The sequence below is a fragment of the Legionella steelei genome (genome assembly GCF_001468005.1).
GTDB lineage: Bacteria > Pseudomonadota > Gammaproteobacteria > Legionellales > Legionellaceae > Legionella > Legionella steelei.
Genome location: NZ_LNYY01000019.1, coordinates 146,687 through 165,067, shown reverse-complemented (window position 1 = coordinate 165,067; position 18,381 = coordinate 146,687). Strand labels below are relative to the sequence as shown.

The window sequence follows — 18,381 nt, the reverse complement described above, 5'->3', positions numbered from 1 at the left end:
TCCTGAGCGCTGATGCAAATACAAACAAAGGTTAGCTACTATTGCTGCATCAGCAATAACTCCTAACACATTATTTACTCTTACCTCAGCGACATTACCCGTTTAGTCATTAATACTAGGCATGGCCATTCCTCTATAGTCCTTGATGAGAAGATAAGTCGCTTGGTTTGCTCCATTAATTAACATCAGCAAACCAATGTAAATGTAAACGAATTATATTTATTTGTATATTTTAAAAATCAATTAAATAATCCATTAGCCTATACCTGTTTGCCGGAGAGAGAATAAAAATTAATTCGCTAAACAGGGCTTGAACAACCCAGTCTATGATTGCATGTTGTATCAATCAACACGCTGCGCCCCATTTAAAACCAATCTCTTGTGTCAAAGTTAATTAAAACTAATAATAAATGGCTCGGCGGTTTTTTTCAGGGGATTATATTGAAAACGATTCGTATAATTTAAATTTTTACCATAAACATGCAAGGAAATCGCTACAGAATCAGATGTATTAACGACACTATGAATATCGTTAGGGCTAAAACCAATCACATCCCCAGGAAAACAGGTAATGCTCTTATTCTGTTTCTTGATATCAGCATACCCAGGTTGCGTGCCATCATCCATACGCATCCAAGAATAATTTTCTTCTATACCCACGACACAACCCACTACTCCCCAAGTGTTATGATCATGTGGCGTAATTTCCCGTCCAGGCTCCCAAGCAACTAAATTAACGGCCAAAGTATGATCGGGTTCTTCAAAAATTAACCAGGAGGTAAATCCGTTCACTGGATCAACAGTATAAAAATGCTCCTCAAGCCATTCTGTTTTTTTAACCCAATTACTTAGGACAATTGAAACCTTCTCAATATTGTACTGATCATCATGCTTTAAAATATTTATTTGCCTAAGTTCCTGGATCAAAGGCTTTAACCCTGAAGGAGTATGATAATTCATAATATTTGCTCAAATTGATTAGGTTCTTTAATCAGCATAGCATACGCCTCCATATTATCGCGATGGCAAATTGAGTCATTTTGCCACAACCTACTTTACTGCAATGTTTCGTTCTATACTAATTAAAAAATCAATGCTTTTCACTAGGGAAAGTGGCTCAAATGAAAAAAATCATGTTACTCATCTTCGGATGTAATTTAATGTGCCTCTCACCATTTTTAAGCGCACAAACAAGTGAGTTAAAGTTACTAGAAACTAAAATGGATCAGGCAGAAATCTATCTCAATAACACGCAAAATACGCCAAAGGCATGGGCTTTAGCAGTAGAAATCTCAAATATAATCAAAAAACATCCAGAATATGATGATGGTGAGTTTGCAGAAGGAATGATTGATGTTGTTTCAAGGTTATTAACCAAACCATGGAATTATGCAGGCCCATACATCACTGGCAATAAAAGTACAGGCGCATTGCAGCAGTTTATTCTTGATCATATTAACGAGCTCACTGATCCTAAAGATTTAAAGACGATGAAGAACAATGTCTCCAAAAATTGTGATCAAGCTAAATATCCTATTTGCAAAAAATTACTAACAAAAATTCAGAAAAGCATGCCCTGATAAAGTGCACCAAAACTAACAAACCCAGCTTGGCTGCAAGCAACTAGGCTATTTATCCCTCATTATAGGCACCCTTTTAAATTTGAAATCCTAATCACCTAACTGTACACTCCACGCTTGGTTTGCCATTTAAAATACAGCGATGTTAAGTAAATTCGAATTAGAAGAATTAGAAAAAGTAAAAGGCCATATTGCGTTACTTCAAAATACTCCTGAAGATCTAAAGGCTAATGAAACATTCATGCTTGAGGCGATCAAGTTAAATCCTTATGCAATGCGCTATGCGGCACCGATACTAAAGAAAAAAGAAAGTTTTGCTCTTAAAGCGATTGCAATCAATTGTCGATCTTATATTTATCTAGATGTTACATTACAAGACCGCGAAAATATAACCGCTTTTGCCATAAGACAAGATCACAGTTTATATTTCTATGCTTCTGATAGATTAAAAACAGATGAGCATTTTAAAATAAATGCCTTAAAAATAAACAGTTGGCACCCCTGGATAAAATTAAATAAAGTAATAAAAAATAATTTTCTTGAAGGACTCGATGATACCTTTGCAATAATGTACGGGGATTACGGAATTCTTAAGAAAATAAATGGCGCAGAACTAGACCCTAATCAGCTGAAGCATGGGCTCATTGATATCACCCTGCTCCCACAAATTTCTAATTTCTTAATTAATTATGGCATGCCAGGAAAGCAAAGTACTGATAACCCGTTCAAATACGTCCGCGATGCAGAGCGGTGGAACGACGCAACCATGCTTAGAAGCATCGCATGTTTCATAGGCTTTGGTTTACAATTTTTAAGGTTCGCAATGGCCGCCGCAGCAACACTAATGGTTCTACCTGCAGTTGCTTTAGTACATATATTAAAATTTCCAATGACTTACTATTATCAGCATAAGGCCCTGCAACTTGAGGGGGTCATCTGCAATGCTCATAGCAATCAGCCTGTCTCTGGAAACACAACTACTTTAGCCGAATTTGTTGCAACGACTAACTCTAGTTTAAATGATTTATCAGGTTATAAGTCTTCAGACATCACATCTTATTCTGAGGACAATATAACAGTCGACAGATATGGTTCATTGCGCAGTACTAACCCTCTATTGTTTTTTAAACCATTGAATAGCCATACCCCCTCTCATCTTCGCGCTAAAGAAATAGTAACTGCACTTGAGCTCGATGAAAAATATAACCCTAATGATTCGAAAGAGAGTGCTATAGGCCGCTCGTTTTATTAACTATTAACGTACTGTGTGACTGTAATCGATCTTGTGGTCCTTAAAGCCTCGTCATTTGAAGAGTTTACAACAAAAGAGTTCCTAATTTATGGCCATTACAAATGTTGTCTATGCCATATTCAGGAATATCCCTCTCATTGTTCGTGATGACATGCCACGCGAATAATTGCATTGCAGGTTGATTGTTTCATATTGAGTTTTGCAAGTCTTATCAATCAATAAATCGCGCTATGCTTGAGATAATCAAAATGGTTTGTAATTAATCAAAAAGATTTATTAATCGCAGGTCTGGCATGATTACGCGCCTTTTTAAAAAAAATAAATGATATGATTGTGACGCTACGAATGAGCATGCTCTTTCTTTTTATTTCTCTTTTTGTCACCACCATCTTATTAATCATCCTGATAACCACGCAACGCTACTCTGAGGCTTTATCGGATATAGCGCATCAGCGGATGGTGAATGAATCTTTACTGATATTAAATAGATTACATAAAAATATAGGACCAGCCCAAATACATAGCCAATTCGCAGCTCGTCTCATTGAAGAAGAAGACATCACTCACAAGTTTACTACTCAAATCATTTCGTTAACCACAAATATAGTTAAAATAATACCATTAGTGGTTGGTGCACATTGGGGAGACGAAAAAGGCAATTTTATTTTTGCCCAAAAAGAGCCTAATGGCAGTATCACCTCTGATATTTATCAACGAAATCATGGGACAACAACAAGGACAATTATTAATCGTGACATACAAGGTAAGATCATAAAAAAATATTTATCAAATGATATCAGTTATGATCCCCGCACACGTCCCTGGTACCTGCAAGCAAAAAAAGAAAAGAAAACGGTTTGGACAAATGTTTATTTGTTTTATTTTCAACAAAATAATGGATTAACTGTTAGCTCACCTGTTTTTAAAAATGGAAAATTCTTTGGTGCTTTTGCTCTTGATATTGATTTAAGCGATTTGTCTCAATTTATTAATAAAATTCAAAAAGTAACTCCCAATAGTTATTTATTTATTGTTGATAAAGAAGGAAATTTAATTGCATCTTCAGGCAGCTCATCTTTTGCTAACTTAGCAAAGAACACTAATATTCATTCCAAGTCATTGATCAACCAAACATTCAAAAAATACCAGCAAAAAAATGAGAATAAATTACTCACCTTTTCTTATCCCTATAGTAACCAAACTTATATGGTTACTTATGTACCCAGTGTGATTTTTGCAACGCATGGCTGGTATATCGGCGTTATTACGCCTCAGAGTGATTTTATTAGCAATTTAAAAAAGATGAACTTAATAACTATTTATATCAGTTTAGGCATCTTAATATTAGGGATATTCTTAATATCTAGTTTAGTAAGTCATATTGTAAAACCACTTAAAATACTGGTAGTAGAAACAGAAAACATCAAGCAATTTAATTTAGACAACAAAATCGTCATTCACTCCAAAATAAAAGAAATAATCCAATTAAGAAATTCCGTGGATTCAATGAAATTAGGACTCAAACTATTCCAGAAATACATTCCTAAAAGTCTTGTCAGACAGTTAATTGAATCTGGCGAAGACATAAGAACGGGGGGTGTTAGAAAAACGTTGACTGTTCTTTTTTCAGATATTAAGCGTTTCACTGCAATAGTTGAAAAAATGGAACCCAGTGTGTTAATGCAGCAAATGGGAGAATATTTGGAAGAATTATCTCAAATTATTATCGATGAGAAAGGGACAATAGATAAATACATTGGTGATTCTATTATGGCATTTTGGGGTGCACCTTTGCCTAATGAACGCCCTTACCATCATGCGGCAAGAGCAGCGCTACGATGCCAAAATAAATTAAACGTGTTGAATAAAATGTGGCAACAAAAAGGAAGAGAAGCCTTCATTACACGTATTGGAATCCACATGGGCGATGCTATTGTAGGTAATCTGGGCTCATCTGAGCGTCTAAATTATACAGCTATAGGAGATGCAATTAATATTGCTAGTCGACTCGAGAGTATCAATAAAAATTATGGAACGAAGATTATTGTAAGTGATACAGTTTATGAAATAATAAAAGATCAATTTATTTTAAGGATGATCGATTGCGTTGTAGTCAAAGGGCGCACGCAAAGCTGCTACATTTACGAACTGTTAACTGATAATGTTCAAGACCTCGAGTTTGATCTCAATGCCTATAATTCTATTTTTGAACAAGGATTTTTGCTTTATAAACAACAGTTATGGGATGGAGCCATTGAGCATTTTAAAAAATGTCTAGAAATCTATCCTGCAGACATCATTGCACCTATATTCATTGAGCGATGCCAACAATTTAAATCCAATCCACCAAAGCCTGGCTGGCAAGGTATTACGGAATAATCGTTATACTGACTGACTATGTATTCTGACTTGCAACTGCGACATAAATTTGAAAAAAAATGTAATTGCATCTGTAGGATTGTATTTCTTCTTTTAATGTATCGTTAATAGTTGATTCATACTCTCTTCAACAAATGTTCTATGCTGAATGGCAACAATATCATTGTAAAAGTCGGATGTTTCGTTCTGGCGGCGATTAAACCAAGTATGTCCTTTATAGGCATTCGAAATTGCTGCTTGCTCAATCATGGCCTCTAAGGTTTCAATTGCAGTGGGAATCTCATGATCTTTATATTTTTTATATAGATCAAAAATTGCGGCAGCGCCTTTAGGTATATTAATTTCGTCACCATTGGCTAGTATACGTTGTTCACCACCAAAGACTCCAATTTTACCATCAAGCTTAATGATGTCTGCTAAAATGTCCTCAAGAGTACTTTCTGCTTTTCTTGCAATAATATTTTCTTGAGAATTTGTTGACGCACGGAGCCATATTTCCTTGGCTTGATTGAAATAGAGTTCGGCTCCAGTGTCGTTCACATGAAGCATTGATTTGATGAATTCTTTTGTTGCTTGTTTTCTCAGAGATGAATCAATCACTTCTTTGTATTGATAGGAATTATTATCTAAATAAGGCTTATAGTGCACCTCAATCAGTCTAACTGCTGCCACAGGATTATTGAGCGCTTCGCCCACAAGCGCATCAAATTTATTTCCTAAAGCATCGAGGTTAAGACGCAACGAACTATCTTCTTTATAGTCATTGTTGTATTCTCTAAATTCATCCATGATCTGTGCTTTTAAATTAGGATTATCGATAAGGAAATTTAAAAATTTTTCATTTCTTATCAGTTCTTCTCTAAGTAGTGCACTGCGCTCGCTTTTGTGAGCCACTAGCTCTTCTCGTAATTTAGGACTTCCAATAGTTGCATTAGCGATAGGTCGATAAATTTGCTCATCAAATAAAGCTCTTTTAAGAAAAACCGAAAAAGCATCTTTGATGAAATTAGGATCATTCTCAATTCCCTTCAGATCTAAAAGAGCATTATCAGCTTTATCAGGAAAAGCACGTGGTTTAGCATCCTTTAAATATGGGAATTTAGTGATATCTCTTTGAGTAATTGGGAAAGCATCTTTAGGTTTTATGCCATGCGCTCTTACAGAACCGTAATATGGCTTATTAGGATTTATGCCCCTGTATTTTGATGTGAGTGGCCAGGTTGCCTGATCATGATCAATTTTATAGGATTTAATCTCGATTGGATCATAGCCAATATTGCCACCATGCAAATCATTCTCTTCCTCACAATAAGCAGCTGCTAATACTCTACCAATACCTGATTTGACTAGGTCCCTCTGCTTGGGTGAACACATGCGACCAATCTTCTTTTTCTCTTTTAGATAGTAATCATGTAAGGATTGAAAATGCTCTATCTCCCGAGAAAAAACCCCTACTCGATTCCCTTCAGCATCATGTACGCTTCTAACTCTGGGTGTACGACCATTTAATAGAAGACGATACGATATGCCATTAAACGCCTCTATTTCCGTAATACTTCTTCCTGAGCCTTCTATTTTTAAAATTTCTATCGCTGGTTTATCATCTTTTTTTACTTTCTTAGCACTATGATTAGGAGTTGGTGCCTGCTTTTCTCTAATTATTTGGGCATTAACTGAATGATATTTCGCAGAGCTTTTGCTTTTAGGAGGTAGCATTTTAGGTTTTTTTATTTGAGTCAGCTCTTGCTGCATCAACCTTAATTTATTAAGTAACTCCTCATTTTGAGAATGATTATAATCAGCACTTGAAAGAATTGCATTGATAACAATCTCAACTTTTCTTTTGCTTGTAATCGTTAAAATTTTCGACTGATCAATAACATCCGTGTATCCCAGTTTTTGAAACAAGGGGAAATGGTGCTCTAGATACTGATTATTCGGAGAATTATCGCGTATTACTAAGATAATAAATGGCTTCTTCTCAGGCAGATCTATATGCTGGGGGAGAGAGTCTTCATGAGTATAAATCTCTTGAAACCCTACTTTGCTATAAATACTAGAAATTTTCATTGTTATAGTTCAAGAATGACCATTATTCGGGCATTGTAACACTCTAAGTTAGAAAAATTAATAAAATATCACCTTAATGAAAAAATAAAGGTCTAATTGTATCAAATACCACCCATACAAACCAAGTGAAGCAATCGCCACTTCATTCTCTACCCCCTAGCCATTGAGATATGCCATATCTTCTTTTTAATACAATCAGACAATTTTTATTGCTATTATTTTCTAAAAATGAAAATATAAAAAGCAATGGTGTCACACTATGGGACAGCTGCTATGGACAGTAAAATTGAAAAGCCATTCACACTCACAATGCTGGGGACGCTCACTGAATTTACCCCCGAATTAAAACAAGCCCGCAAATCGACTCCTTATATTAAGGGAGCGGCAGTAAAGGATTACCCTAAAGGAGAAACATTGAGTGTCATCTCTTCTTTAATTAAAACAAGTTCACCAGTTAAAACCACCAAAGTAGATGCAAAAAATCCTTATCCCTTTCAGGCTGATGAAATTACTGTCATTAATGGGCCGAAAACAGATGGTTCTGATGTTGGAGAGAAAATTGGTCTGGGTCTGGCCGCAATACTCAAAGCGATTGTGCGAGGACAAACGCCAATTAACATTGTTGCTCATAGTAGAGGCGTTGTTGAAGCCATTTTGATGGCCCATGAATTAGAAACGATACAATCAATTATAACAGCATGTGTTACTTTTGAAGACGTGTTAAAGCATCTAACAGAACAACAGGCCAAAAGATACAAAGGCACCCCCAAAAATAATACCCCAGATATTATAGAACCGCTAAAAGCTCAAATAAATCTGATACCTAAAGAAGAACAAGAACAATGGTTTAATCAACTTAAAACACATCTACCCAATGCCTCAATAAATCTTTTTGGCATCGATCCTGTCCCCGGAGATTGCTTTCCGATTACATGGTATGACGAGCGCTATTTTACAGTACCCCAAATTATAAAAAATACTGAGTTAATTTATTATGCAAACGAACGTTCTGATTGGGGATTTACTCCAATGCGTCCTGAGGTAGTTTCCACAGAAAAACAAAGTCTTGTTTGTTATTCTATGCCAGGGCATCATGGAACAGGATCAAATGGAAATAATGGCTCCCAACAAGGAGTAATCGTCTCCCCCGATGGTTACAAAACCACCCACGTGCAAAAATTAATGGTATATAAGGTACTTAACTTTTTAAGCAGCCATAAAGTAACGTTTAATGATGGCTCTCAGATCTTTCATCAACATACTGCTTTAGGTAGAAAATATTTGGGGGACTATGCCGGGAAAAAATCAATCGATGTGGCATTACTCGATTTTCCTACTATTTTACGCAAACTTTATGCGGTAATTGCCAAAAATCAGATTGCGTATGATGCATATAATGCAACTCATTATGCCTATATGGGTCTCACGAAACAACGCAGAGTCTTGCATAAAGGACATGTCTATGGCCTCTTCAATGAAGTCTTTACGACGTACTCTAGCTATGTCAATGAAGAGCATGCTTTATTAATCCAAGCCCATTTTTTTAAAATTTTTGGTCTTAATACCGCAAGCAAAACTCTTGCTGAAATGCTCAACACTGCAAGCTCAGTCCTAGAGGAGCACATTAAAAAAATCACCGCTAAGGAAAAAGAAACATCCATCCTAGATTCTGAAGTGACTCGCAAAAAAGTGTTAGACACATTTGGCATTGTGATTAGGCAGGTTAGCCAACGATATTTATCTGATGATTGGGGCTCTATTGAAAAACAAAAAGAAAAAGGAACTTTGTATCAAGCAATTATTGATATAATCACTAAATTTAAAGAATTATCTAAGTTAGAGAATGTAACGGTTCAACAATTTGTCGCAGAACTACTTCTTTTGAGCTTCACCAGCATCAATCATACGCTGGTGCTTCAAGCACAAGACTTGGAAAAAGATTTTAATTACTTGCAAGAATCTATAGATTATCGCTTAACGCAATTTTTTAGTGAGTTATTAACCCAAGTAAATCAAATCGAAACAAATTCTCCAGTTATTCTGAGTGATATTATAAATTCCGAAGAATATAAAAAACTACCAAGCCATCCGGCAGCAATCAAAATATCTCATATCTATAAAAAACTGACCGGAAAAGGCCTGGAAAAATACAGCTGCGATCAACTAACCAAGACTTATGAAGAGCAATATACGAACACTATTGAAGAGTTTGCAACGCTTTATCAGCAAATCAAGATCTTTGTCCATGATTTAGCGACCTTACGCAGTATAGTCCCGAGCAAAATAATTGAAGTAGACGAGCTGAACTTGCTCAAACAAGTGAATGGATTAATCGCAACGGCAGCAGAACGCTTTTATAAAGACAGCCCCAATAGACTTCCCCGCTTGGCTGGCTCAGAGTTCATGAAGTTAGCCGCACTACATGCCATTGAGCATTTTGTTGTAGTAGATCCCACCAAAGAAAAAAATAAAGAACCAGAAAAAACAAATACAGAAACGACTCGTGTTGTTTCAAGAACGCATTCTTTTTACTCAAAGATGAATACCGCGACTAATGGAGAAATCACTCCTATAGAAAGTATTACGGCAACACAGCCATAGACATGATTAAACAGGTATTAATTGATCATGAATCATTAAAAACTTATCTAAGCAGATAATGTAAGCCTCACTCTATTACAACTGCCGCGAATCCAATTGCTTCTGGCTTCATATCAGAAATTCCTTTTCATAGTTTTCTCCATACATTACATGAAGAAGGGCCCACGCAAATTATTCCTCTCAGTGTAAATAATGATCTCCAGTGTCATTACCTAGCTACAGCACCTGGATTATTAGCTAATTTTATTCGTATCCTCCATGATGAACAAATCAAAACAAAGGTAAATGCAAGCTCACAACTTTTTTATGTAATTCGTGGAAATAGTCGAAGCGTATTGGAAAACTTGACTATTCCTTGGAATACCGGTGATCGCTTTGCTAAAAATTCGTTAGACATTATTGGCTGACCTGTTGCGATTAGCCAGTACTCGTTTATCCATTACCCTTCGCCATAATGGAGGGAAAAGAGCCGTAATTATCATTCCCAGATAACCGGAAGGAAGTTGAGGACTTGAGTCAATATGCCTTAATACTTGATAAGGACGTGCTCCATAAACATGATGATCAGAATGTCTTTGCAGATGAAAAAGAAGCATATTACTCAGCCAATGACTTGCATTCCATGAATGCTGAGCTGACACTTTTTCATAGGATCCATTCGCAAGTTTTTTGCGTTCCAAACCATAATGCTCAATATAGTTAATGATTTCCAGCAGAAAAATAGCAGTCAACGACTGCAGGATAAAAAATAAAAGAGCTCGCCATCCACCATAATAAAAAAGAGCGATTGCCAGAACAACCGGCAAGCCCATAATCCACCAAAATTGATTGTGCACATGGTACCATCGATATCCTAGACGATTTAAACGCTTACGCTCTATGTTTAGTGCAGAACGAAAAGAACCAATAATTGTTCTTGGTAAAAAGCGATACAAGCTTTCTCCAAGTCGAGACGTCGCAGGATCTTTCGGTGTAGCCACATGAACATGATGCCCACGAACATGCTCAATAAAAAAATGACCGTAGCATACACTCACTAATAACGCTTTACTTAGGAGTTGATCCATAGTGGAATTTTTATGCATTAACTCATGAGCAAGAGTAATCCCAATCCCACCAGTTAAAAGACCAATGGATAGACTAAAGCCAATAAATTCTGTTGCTGTTAATGGAAAACGTACAACTAAATACGTCGCAAGAATCATAAAACAATATTGTATCGGCACATACATCCAGGTAATAAGTTTGAAATATTTGTCTTTAAGCAATAAATGTTCTTGAGTACTCTCTGGATTGCTGGGATCAAGCAACCAAACATCGATTAAGGGAATCAACGTGAATAAGACAAAAAATGGAAGAAAAGTATAATAATGGCCAAAGTAAAAACCAATAAAAGGCAGTATAACCAGTGCGTAGGCCAACATAAAACACAGCTTTTTACTTAGTTTCATTTAAATACCATTTTCAACGTTTATCTATAAAATATAGCTGAATCATCAATAATATAATAGCGAATAACCCTAATCATTTGTCCCAAAACTACTCGCTTGATGGATGGAATCAAGCAATGCTTGTCTATTCGTTTGAATCGCGATAATCTTGCCTGACAAATGCCACGGAATGCTTAACTTCTGCAGATGAAAAGGACTCGATCCTCCCCTGGGTAGCTATCATCAAGCGCCACAAGTAACATTCCAATAAGCAATAACCCAGAATTTTCAAAAGACCGTACTACTGAATTCATATTCAGTAGAAAATAATCAATTGAGTTTGGTGAAAATTTTTAAATTTTAGGGATGATTAAATGAATTCAGCGAGTTTAAAATGGAGTGCCTTTTTAGTCGTGTCGACATTAGTAGGAATGCCAACATCTGTAAATGCCTTCGCGTCCGTACCATCAGAAATCTCCCGCGATACTCATCATTGGTATGTCGGTATGGATGTAGGATTTATGCACACAATCATGAAAGATGAAATGACTGTTCCTAATGGTTCAGAGGCACCCTCTCCCTGGGATCTTGATCAATATTCTTTGGATAGACATCAACCAATTATGCTCGATGTTCAAGCAGGACATCGATGGAATCGTAGTGAGCAATGGCTTCCATCCTATGCATTAGCTTTGCGATATGAGCATGTTTTTTCAAAAAGCATTCATGGATTGGTAACGCAATATTCACTCCCTGAGTTCACAAATTATTCTTACAGTTGGAGCATAGAAGCTGATGTTGTTTCAGTGTATTCAAAGCTTGATTTAGTTCGAATCGGTCGTTTTATGCCCTATGTCGATTTTGGACTTGGGGTGTCATTCAATCGAAGTCACGCCTATAATGAAGCAGCTCTTCCCGATGTAACATCAAGAACCAGCCCTGATTATGCTTCCAAAAGAAATAATCAATTCACCTACAACCTTGGTGCTGGCCTAGATTTTTTCTTAACCCAGAACATCTTAGTATCCGCCGGCTATAGCTATCAATCATTTGGCAATGTTTCCTCAGGTTTTGGTCAAGGACCAGACTGGCGCGATGCTCAGCTACATTTAGGTAAGTTTAAAGCCAATATGGGATTAATCGGTGTTTCTTATCTATTTGATAACTCAATGCCAAAAAATCCTGCAGGTTTTAAATGATTGGATTACTGCACCTAGCAAGAGAACATGGCGGTATGACGGCCGCCATATTCACTAATAAGGAACTCTAACTCCAAAGATTATCTTTGAGTCATATTCACTGAGAATAAAATTTTTCTCCAACATGGTTTGAAACAGTGATTTTGGGACTTCAGTTAATTTGTTTGGCCAGCTAAAAAGCATGATTGTTAAAATATTGCGATGCTCCCCTTTAATAAGGTCAAATGAGTTTTCCTTATTAGGAAGGATGCCATAATTTTTATTGTAAATCGTTTTTAAATGAGTTTTAATTTTATCAATCGTTTTCGAATCGCTACTCTGGATCAGCATAAGGCAAACACCAACCTCAACAATAACATCGTATTCAGTGCGTGATATTATTTCATCGATGTGGGTATTAAAATATTCAGTAATCCAATGAAACAAGTTCGGATTAAGTTGTTTCTGATAATAACGGCTTTCACTTAAAATAAAGTGGGTCATACCATAGATTTTTGCAGCATAATCTAAATCAGTTAATTGAGCATCCTGACTATCAGGAAAAATTTTCTTAAATTTTTTGGTATACGATTTTCTTAAGTCAATAATTCCCAAATCATAAAGATAATAAACATAATTAATAAGCTGCGCCCCATATATTTTAATATTCTCTTCATCAAGAATAAATTTTTCAAAATCGCCACTCTTTGTTTTTAAAAAACTAATGACTTTGGGCGTGTCAGGAAATAATGGAGTACCCTCCATATGATAAAAATATATTTTATTAGTCAAAATAAGCAAACTGAGATAGTAAGCTATTCGAGGATACTTCAAACTTTCTTTTATTCTTCTTTTAGTTTTTTCAGTATCCCCATCAGTAATTGATAATAATCTTTTGTTTTCAATTTCAATCACAATATCATTCTGAAGATTTTTATAGAGATATCTATAGCGACCACCAAGCAAATACAGATAGTTAATAATAGGATTAATGTATTCTTCATTGCCCGTTAAGGTATACATTCTCATAGCAAAGTGCTCTTGATGTGTAACGGGTAAAGTATAAAGTTTCGATTGATACTCTTTTAAAATGCGCTCACCAATATTGGCATGACATATGGAATTAAATAAAAATAAAATTACAATTAAATAGTGCACTAGTTCTATATATATGTTCAGTAAAATAAAGGGTTAGCATTTTAGCAATGTAATGCTCCTTATTCAAACTGAAATGTTAAAAAATGGTTAAAATAACCACTTAATGTATAGTTTGTATCTTTATATTTGAAAGATGTACGGTGATGCAAAAAAAATTTACTCTACCCCCTTTTAGGTATAAATAATATTTTATACCTAAAAAGGGATAAAATTGAAATTATCCCTATTGGGGTATATAATCCATAATATCCCTTATAAGGTATTAATTTGCTCAGGAGCGTTTATGCTGATCCACTCACCACAGGAGCTGGCATTGCTGATAAAGAATCAACGAAAAAAACTTCAGCTAAGCCAAGCTGAAGTTGCTGATTTAGTGGGTTTAAAGCAAAAAACTATTTCTGCCATTGAAAATAATCCAGAAAACATGCGGTTAAGTACTTTATTTCGGATATTATCCGCTCTGAGCTTAGACTTCAAAGCGTCAGAAAAAAACGCTCCTCATACAACAACCAATCAATGGAACGATGAATGGTAAAAAAAAATCAAACTCTTTATGTCTTAATGAATGGCATTTTAGTGGGGCTGCTTGAGAAAACACCACAGGGAGGCTTGAAATTTACCTACCACCACGATTGGTTAAACCAAGCAGGGGCTCGTCCCATTTCATTATCTTTACCGCTCATTAATAATACTTATTCTGGTGATGTTGTATATAATTTTTTTGATAATTTGCTTCCAGATAATCAGCAAATTCGCGCGCGAATTCAGGCACGATTTCAAATAGCAACCAGCCAGCCTTTTGATCTACTCGCAGGCATTGGTAGGGATTGCGTAGGAGCCATTCAACTGGTGACGGCCCCTTTAGCGTTTGAGAAAAAAATCAAATTTAAACCTTTAACAGAGCAGAAAATTGCCTCAATTTTACGAAATTATCGAATAAACCCCTTAGGCATGAGCCAAGAAGATGAGGAGTTCCGAATTTCCATTGCGGGGGCGCAGGAAAAAACTGCCTTTTTGTATCATGAAAATCAATGGTGCGAGCCATTGCAAGAAACGCCAACTACCCATATTTTTAAATTACCCATTGGCTTTATTGCCCATCAGCAGATGGATTTAAGTGACAGTTGTGAAAACGAATGGCTATGTTCTCTTCTTGCGAAATGCTATGGACTACCCGCAGCCGATTGCGACATTCTTCAGTTTGAGGACATCAAGGTTTTATCAGTAAAACGATTTGATCGCAGAGTATCTCGTGATAAAAGCTGGATTATGCGCTTGCCACAAGAGGATATGTGCCAAGCCCTAGGCGTTTCGTACAATATTAAGTATCAATCGGATGGAGGCCCCGGTATAAAAGAAATCATGAAATTATTGCTTGCATCAGCAAACTCGATTGCAGATCGCGATGTATTTTATCGTACTCAAGTTTTTTTCTGGTTACTTGCCGCAATTGATGGCCATGCTAAAAACTTCAGCCTTTTTATTGAAGCAGAAGGAAAATACAGACTCTCACCACTATATGACATCATATCGGCCTATCCACTGATAAAGAAAAATCAACTGCAACCCCAAAAAATTAAAATGGCGATGGCTCTAAAAGGGAAAAACAAGCATTACCATTGGCACACCCTACAACGTCGGCATTTTTTAGACACAGCAAAAGACGCAAATTACTCTCCAGATCGAGCGGAAATGATTCTCAATGAAATGTTGGAACAAACAGATTCTGTGATTCAAGAAGTTGCAAAACAATTACCAGAACACTTTCCTAAAAATATTTCCGAACCTATATTTGAGGGCTTGCGAAAAGCAAAACAAAAATTGGAGCAATGAACTGGTCGTAGGTTGGGACACTAAAATCAATAAAAATCCTTCATACTATCATCAAATAATCTTCTTAAAAAAGAATTAATTACAAAAATTAGACTTTTTTGAAAATTGTCTACTATAGTTATTTTTAATAATAATAATAAATTAGGGGATATCATGTTACTGCGATGGACCGGTGTAACACTCTTGTTTTGCATACTAAATTCTCCATGTTTTGCTGAAGAAAAAGAGATTGCAATTACAATTGATGATCTACCCTTTGTTGGCTCAGGTACCAGCACACCAGCAAGTCTGAAAAGAACCCAAGCTCGATTTATGGCAATAGTTAAAGCACTTGTTGATAATCAAGTCCCAGCTACAGGGTTTGCTATTGGTGGAGCAGTCGCGAAAAATGAATGGGATTTGCTAGAGACCTTTCGCAATCAAGGGTTTGCCTTAGGAAATCACACCTACACTCATAAAAGCTTAAATAATATGAGCGCCGATAAGTATATAGCAGATATAGATCGTGCAGATACCGTATTAGCACCAGTGCTAACAGAGCCTAAATATTTTCGCTACCCTTATCTGGCAGAAGGCACTGGTCAAAAAAAACAAAAAGTGTCTAACTACCTAGCGGCACATCAATATACTATTGCCCCAGTAACGATTGACAGCAAAGACTATGAGTTTAATGCGCGCTTCTACAGAATACCTTATAGAAAAAGAGCCGCCAATCTTCCTGCATTCAAAAAACGCTATTTGGCTTACATCTGGCAACAAACATTAAGAGCTGAGAAAAATTCTAGAGGAAAAAATACGAAGCAAATTTTATTAATCCATGCAAATCTTCTCAACAGCTTATGTTTAGAAGATATCATTGAATTATATAAAAAGAATGGATACAAATTTATTAGTTTAGCTGATGCTTTAAAAGACGATACCGCTCAATCACTGAGTAACAATAAAGAAGCATTAAATAGCGTTATACCACCATTTAAAGCAGCAGGGAAAAAAGTATCTGAGCATCAAAGCTAGTCACATTCCCTTCATCCGCCCTGACGACACCTCCTCCCCATTCCCAATTCATGGAAGGACAATCCCCTCTCCCGCCCGAGAGGGTTAGGGTGAGGGCAAAACTACCCAGAAATTAATTTATTTTTTTCTAATCGAGATACTGCGTGTTTGGGTAAAAGAATCCAATAATGACCATGATTCTTCATATGACCAGCAATCAGCGTCGCTTTTTCACCGCCGCCCCAAAAAACATCTCCGCGCACTTTGCCACGTATCGCACCACCCGTATCTTGAGCAATCATCAAGCGTTGCATAGGCTTATTCTCATCAGGATTTGTGCTGTCTGGACGCGTTGTTGCTAACCAAAGAGGAGCTCCCATAGGCACCCATTGCTTATCAATAGCAAGAGAATAACCAGGAGTTAAAGCCACACCTTGCGAACCCAAAGCGGAACCATCCGACATCTTACGGAAAAAGACAAACGATTTGTTCTTATTGATCACTTTATCCATCTGTTTGGGATGTGCTTCCAAATAGCGTTTGATTGCTTGCATGGACGCGTTATCTTTAGTCATAACGCCTTTTTTGATCAAAACCCCAGCAATAGCAGTATAAGGAGCGCCATTTTGAGCATCATAGCCAACATAAAGACGCTTACCGTCCTCAAGTTCGATGACTCCTGAACCTTGAATTTCCAAAAATAAGCGGTCAATTGGGCTATTAATCCACACTAAAACACGGGCTTTGCCTTTAAGCGCACCATGATTAATTTGTGCACGAGTATAATAAGGAACCAGTTTTTTACCTTCTAACCGACCTATAAGACGGCGGTTTTTTAAATCATTAAAGAAAAGACCTAAATCAGTCGTCACCAAATCATCAGGCGTTTCATAAAGCGGCACATGAAATTCTTTGGATTTAGTATAACTGCCTTTAATTGCAGGCACATAATAACCAGTAAATAAGCCAGGTTTTTCACCTGTATCTGTAAACTCTACAGGAGTAAACCACTTTTCAAAAAAGTGTTTTACTTCTTGCTCATCAGTGGGCGAAATTTTTAAAGCCGCAATACAGGCTGGTTGCCAATCCTTTACCTGCAAATCAATATGCTCCGTTCCTACAACCTGCTCTGGACTTTGCTTAATAAAAGCACGACAAGAAGTCTGAAAAGTTTGTAAGGACTTCTTCAGATCTGCAGATTTCCAGCCAGGTAATCGATCAAAATCAGCCTGTCGAAACAGAGTTGATGGTTTTTTCGCGGGCCAAAACCACCACGCTGAAAAACTCAGGGCAATTAAGGCGAATAAAGTTGTAATAGAGATTATTTTCGTTTTCATAGGCGGACAATTTTTACACGTTATGGAATATTTTGCAACGAAAAGTGGCGAAATTTAAACATTTATCTCTTATAAAAACAATTTTGCCACATAAACAATTTTTTTATAAGAAAATGATTTTAATGAATTTCTTCAAAACTCACAAACAAAAAAATCGAATAAATTCTCAATATAAAAAAATATTAGAGGCGTCGCTAGATCAAGCTGAAATAGTGTGACTGAAAACACCAAAACGCAACATATAACCCTCGCCCCCCTGTATGTGCTAGGTAATTCATTGACAAAAAAAGCTAACTAGCCGTAGGCTGGGCAGCTAAGCCCAGCGCTAAAGTATTTCCTTCTTAGAAACACCCCGGATAAGATATCTGTTAATTGGGCTTCATAATGGAATTTTTGGAGAGTACGAATGAGCTCAGCAGATGCTGGGCTTAACAGCCCAGCCTACCCGGTTATCTATGTGATGGTACTACTGTCATCCCCGCAAAATTAAGCACGCTTTGCTCCTGAGTCAGGTCCAGTCCATAAGGATTATCCTCCTCCTTGCTTAGCACATCACGCATCGGTGTTGCG

Annotated in this window: 13 protein-coding genes; 8 read left to right on the top strand and 5 right to left on the bottom strand. The window is 36.6% G+C overall.

The annotated features are described in order from the left end of the window. Positions 1 to 390: 390 nt before the first annotated feature. Positions 391 to 960, bottom strand: a complete 570-nt coding sequence (locus tag Lste_RS04970; protein WP_058509971.1) for a cysteine dioxygenase family protein — start codon at positions 958 to 960, stop codon at positions 391 to 393. A gap of 161 nt (positions 961 to 1,121) precedes the next feature. Between Lste_RS04970 and Lste_RS04965 the strand changes: the two genes are divergently transcribed. The 3 genes from Lste_RS04965 (at position 1,122) to Lste_RS04955 (ending at position 5,211) form a co-directional block, all read left to right on the top strand. Beyond that, positions 1,122 to 1,580, top strand: a complete 459-nt coding sequence (locus tag Lste_RS04965; protein WP_058509970.1) for a hypothetical protein — start codon at positions 1,122 to 1,124, stop codon at positions 1,578 to 1,580. Between the two features lie 142 nt (positions 1,581 to 1,722). Next, positions 1,723 to 2,832 (top strand): DUF4116 domain-containing protein, encoded by a 1,110-nt coding sequence (locus Lste_RS04960; RefSeq protein ID WP_058509969.1) that lies wholly within the window; start codon positions 1,723 to 1,725, stop codon positions 2,830 to 2,832. Between the two features lie 333 nt (positions 2,833 to 3,165). Then, positions 3,166 to 5,211: an adenylate/guanylate cyclase domain-containing protein gene (locus Lste_RS04955; RefSeq protein WP_193393386.1), complete on the top strand. Its 2,046-nt coding sequence runs from the start codon at positions 3,166 to 3,168 to the stop codon at positions 5,209 to 5,211. A gap of 93 nt (positions 5,212 to 5,304) precedes the next feature. Here Lste_RS04955 and Lste_RS04950 read toward each other — a convergent pair whose 3' ends face one another. Beyond that, positions 5,305 to 7,281, bottom strand: coding sequence for a hypothetical protein (locus tag Lste_RS04950; protein ID WP_058509967.1), 1,977 nt, complete (start codon positions 7,279 to 7,281; stop codon positions 5,305 to 5,307). Between the two features lie 273 nt (positions 7,282 to 7,554). Between Lste_RS04950 and Lste_RS04945 the strand changes: the two genes are divergently transcribed. Continuing rightward, positions 7,555 to 9,882, top strand: a complete 2,328-nt coding sequence (locus tag Lste_RS04945; protein WP_058509966.1) for a hypothetical protein — start codon at positions 7,555 to 7,557, stop codon at positions 9,880 to 9,882. Positions 9,883 to 10,271: 389 nt separating this feature from the next. On the opposite strand, the gene Lste_RS04940 is transcribed toward Lste_RS04945, so the two are convergent. Continuing rightward, positions 10,272 to 11,333, bottom strand: coding sequence for an alkane 1-monooxygenase (locus Lste_RS04940; RefSeq protein ID WP_058509965.1), 1,062 nt, complete (start codon positions 11,331 to 11,333; stop codon positions 10,272 to 10,274). Between the two features lie 353 nt (positions 11,334 to 11,686). On the opposite strand from Lste_RS04940, the gene Lste_RS04935 reads away from it, so the two are divergent. Beyond that, positions 11,687 to 12,511, top strand: a complete 825-nt coding sequence (locus tag Lste_RS04935) for an outer membrane protein (protein WP_083503910.1) — start codon at positions 11,687 to 11,689, stop codon at positions 12,509 to 12,511. 54 nt (positions 12,512 to 12,565) lie between these two features. Here the strand turns inward: Lste_RS04935 and Lste_RS04930 are convergent, their stop codons facing one another. Continuing rightward, the gene (locus Lste_RS04930; RefSeq protein WP_058509964.1) at positions 12,566 to 13,648 is read right to left on the bottom strand and encodes a DUF3541 domain-containing protein; all 1,083 of its coding nucleotides are present in this window, start codon (positions 13,646 to 13,648) and stop codon (positions 12,566 to 12,568) included. Positions 13,649 to 13,931: 283 nt separating this feature from the next. Between Lste_RS04930 and Lste_RS04925 the strand changes: the two genes are divergently transcribed. The 3 genes from Lste_RS04925 to Lste_RS04915 all read left to right on the top strand — a co-directional run bounded on the left by Lste_RS04925 (position 13,932) and on the right by Lste_RS04915 (position 16,495). After that, positions 13,932 to 14,183, top strand: a complete 252-nt coding sequence (locus tag Lste_RS04925; protein ID WP_058509963.1) for a helix-turn-helix domain-containing protein — start codon at positions 13,932 to 13,934, stop codon at positions 14,181 to 14,183. Next, positions 14,177 to 15,481: a type II toxin-antitoxin system HipA family toxin gene (locus Lste_RS04920; RefSeq protein WP_058509962.1), complete on the top strand. Its 1,305-nt coding sequence runs from the start codon at positions 14,177 to 14,179 to the stop codon at positions 15,479 to 15,481. Before Lste_RS04925 ends, Lste_RS04920 begins: the two co-directional genes overlap by 7 nt. 153 nt (positions 15,482 to 15,634) lie before the next feature. Then, entirely contained in the window at positions 15,635 to 16,495 is an 861-nt protein-coding gene (locus tag Lste_RS04915) for a polysaccharide deacetylase family protein (protein WP_058509961.1), read from the top strand. A 101-nt stretch (positions 16,496 to 16,596) separates the two neighbouring features. Here the strand turns inward: Lste_RS04915 and mltA are convergent, their stop codons facing one another. Then, the gene (gene mltA / locus Lste_RS04910) at positions 16,597 to 17,811 is read right to left on the bottom strand and encodes a murein transglycosylase A (RefSeq protein WP_058509960.1); all 1,215 of its coding nucleotides are present in this window, start codon (positions 17,809 to 17,811) and stop codon (positions 16,597 to 16,599) included. Positions 17,812 to 18,381 lie beyond the last annotated feature (570 nt).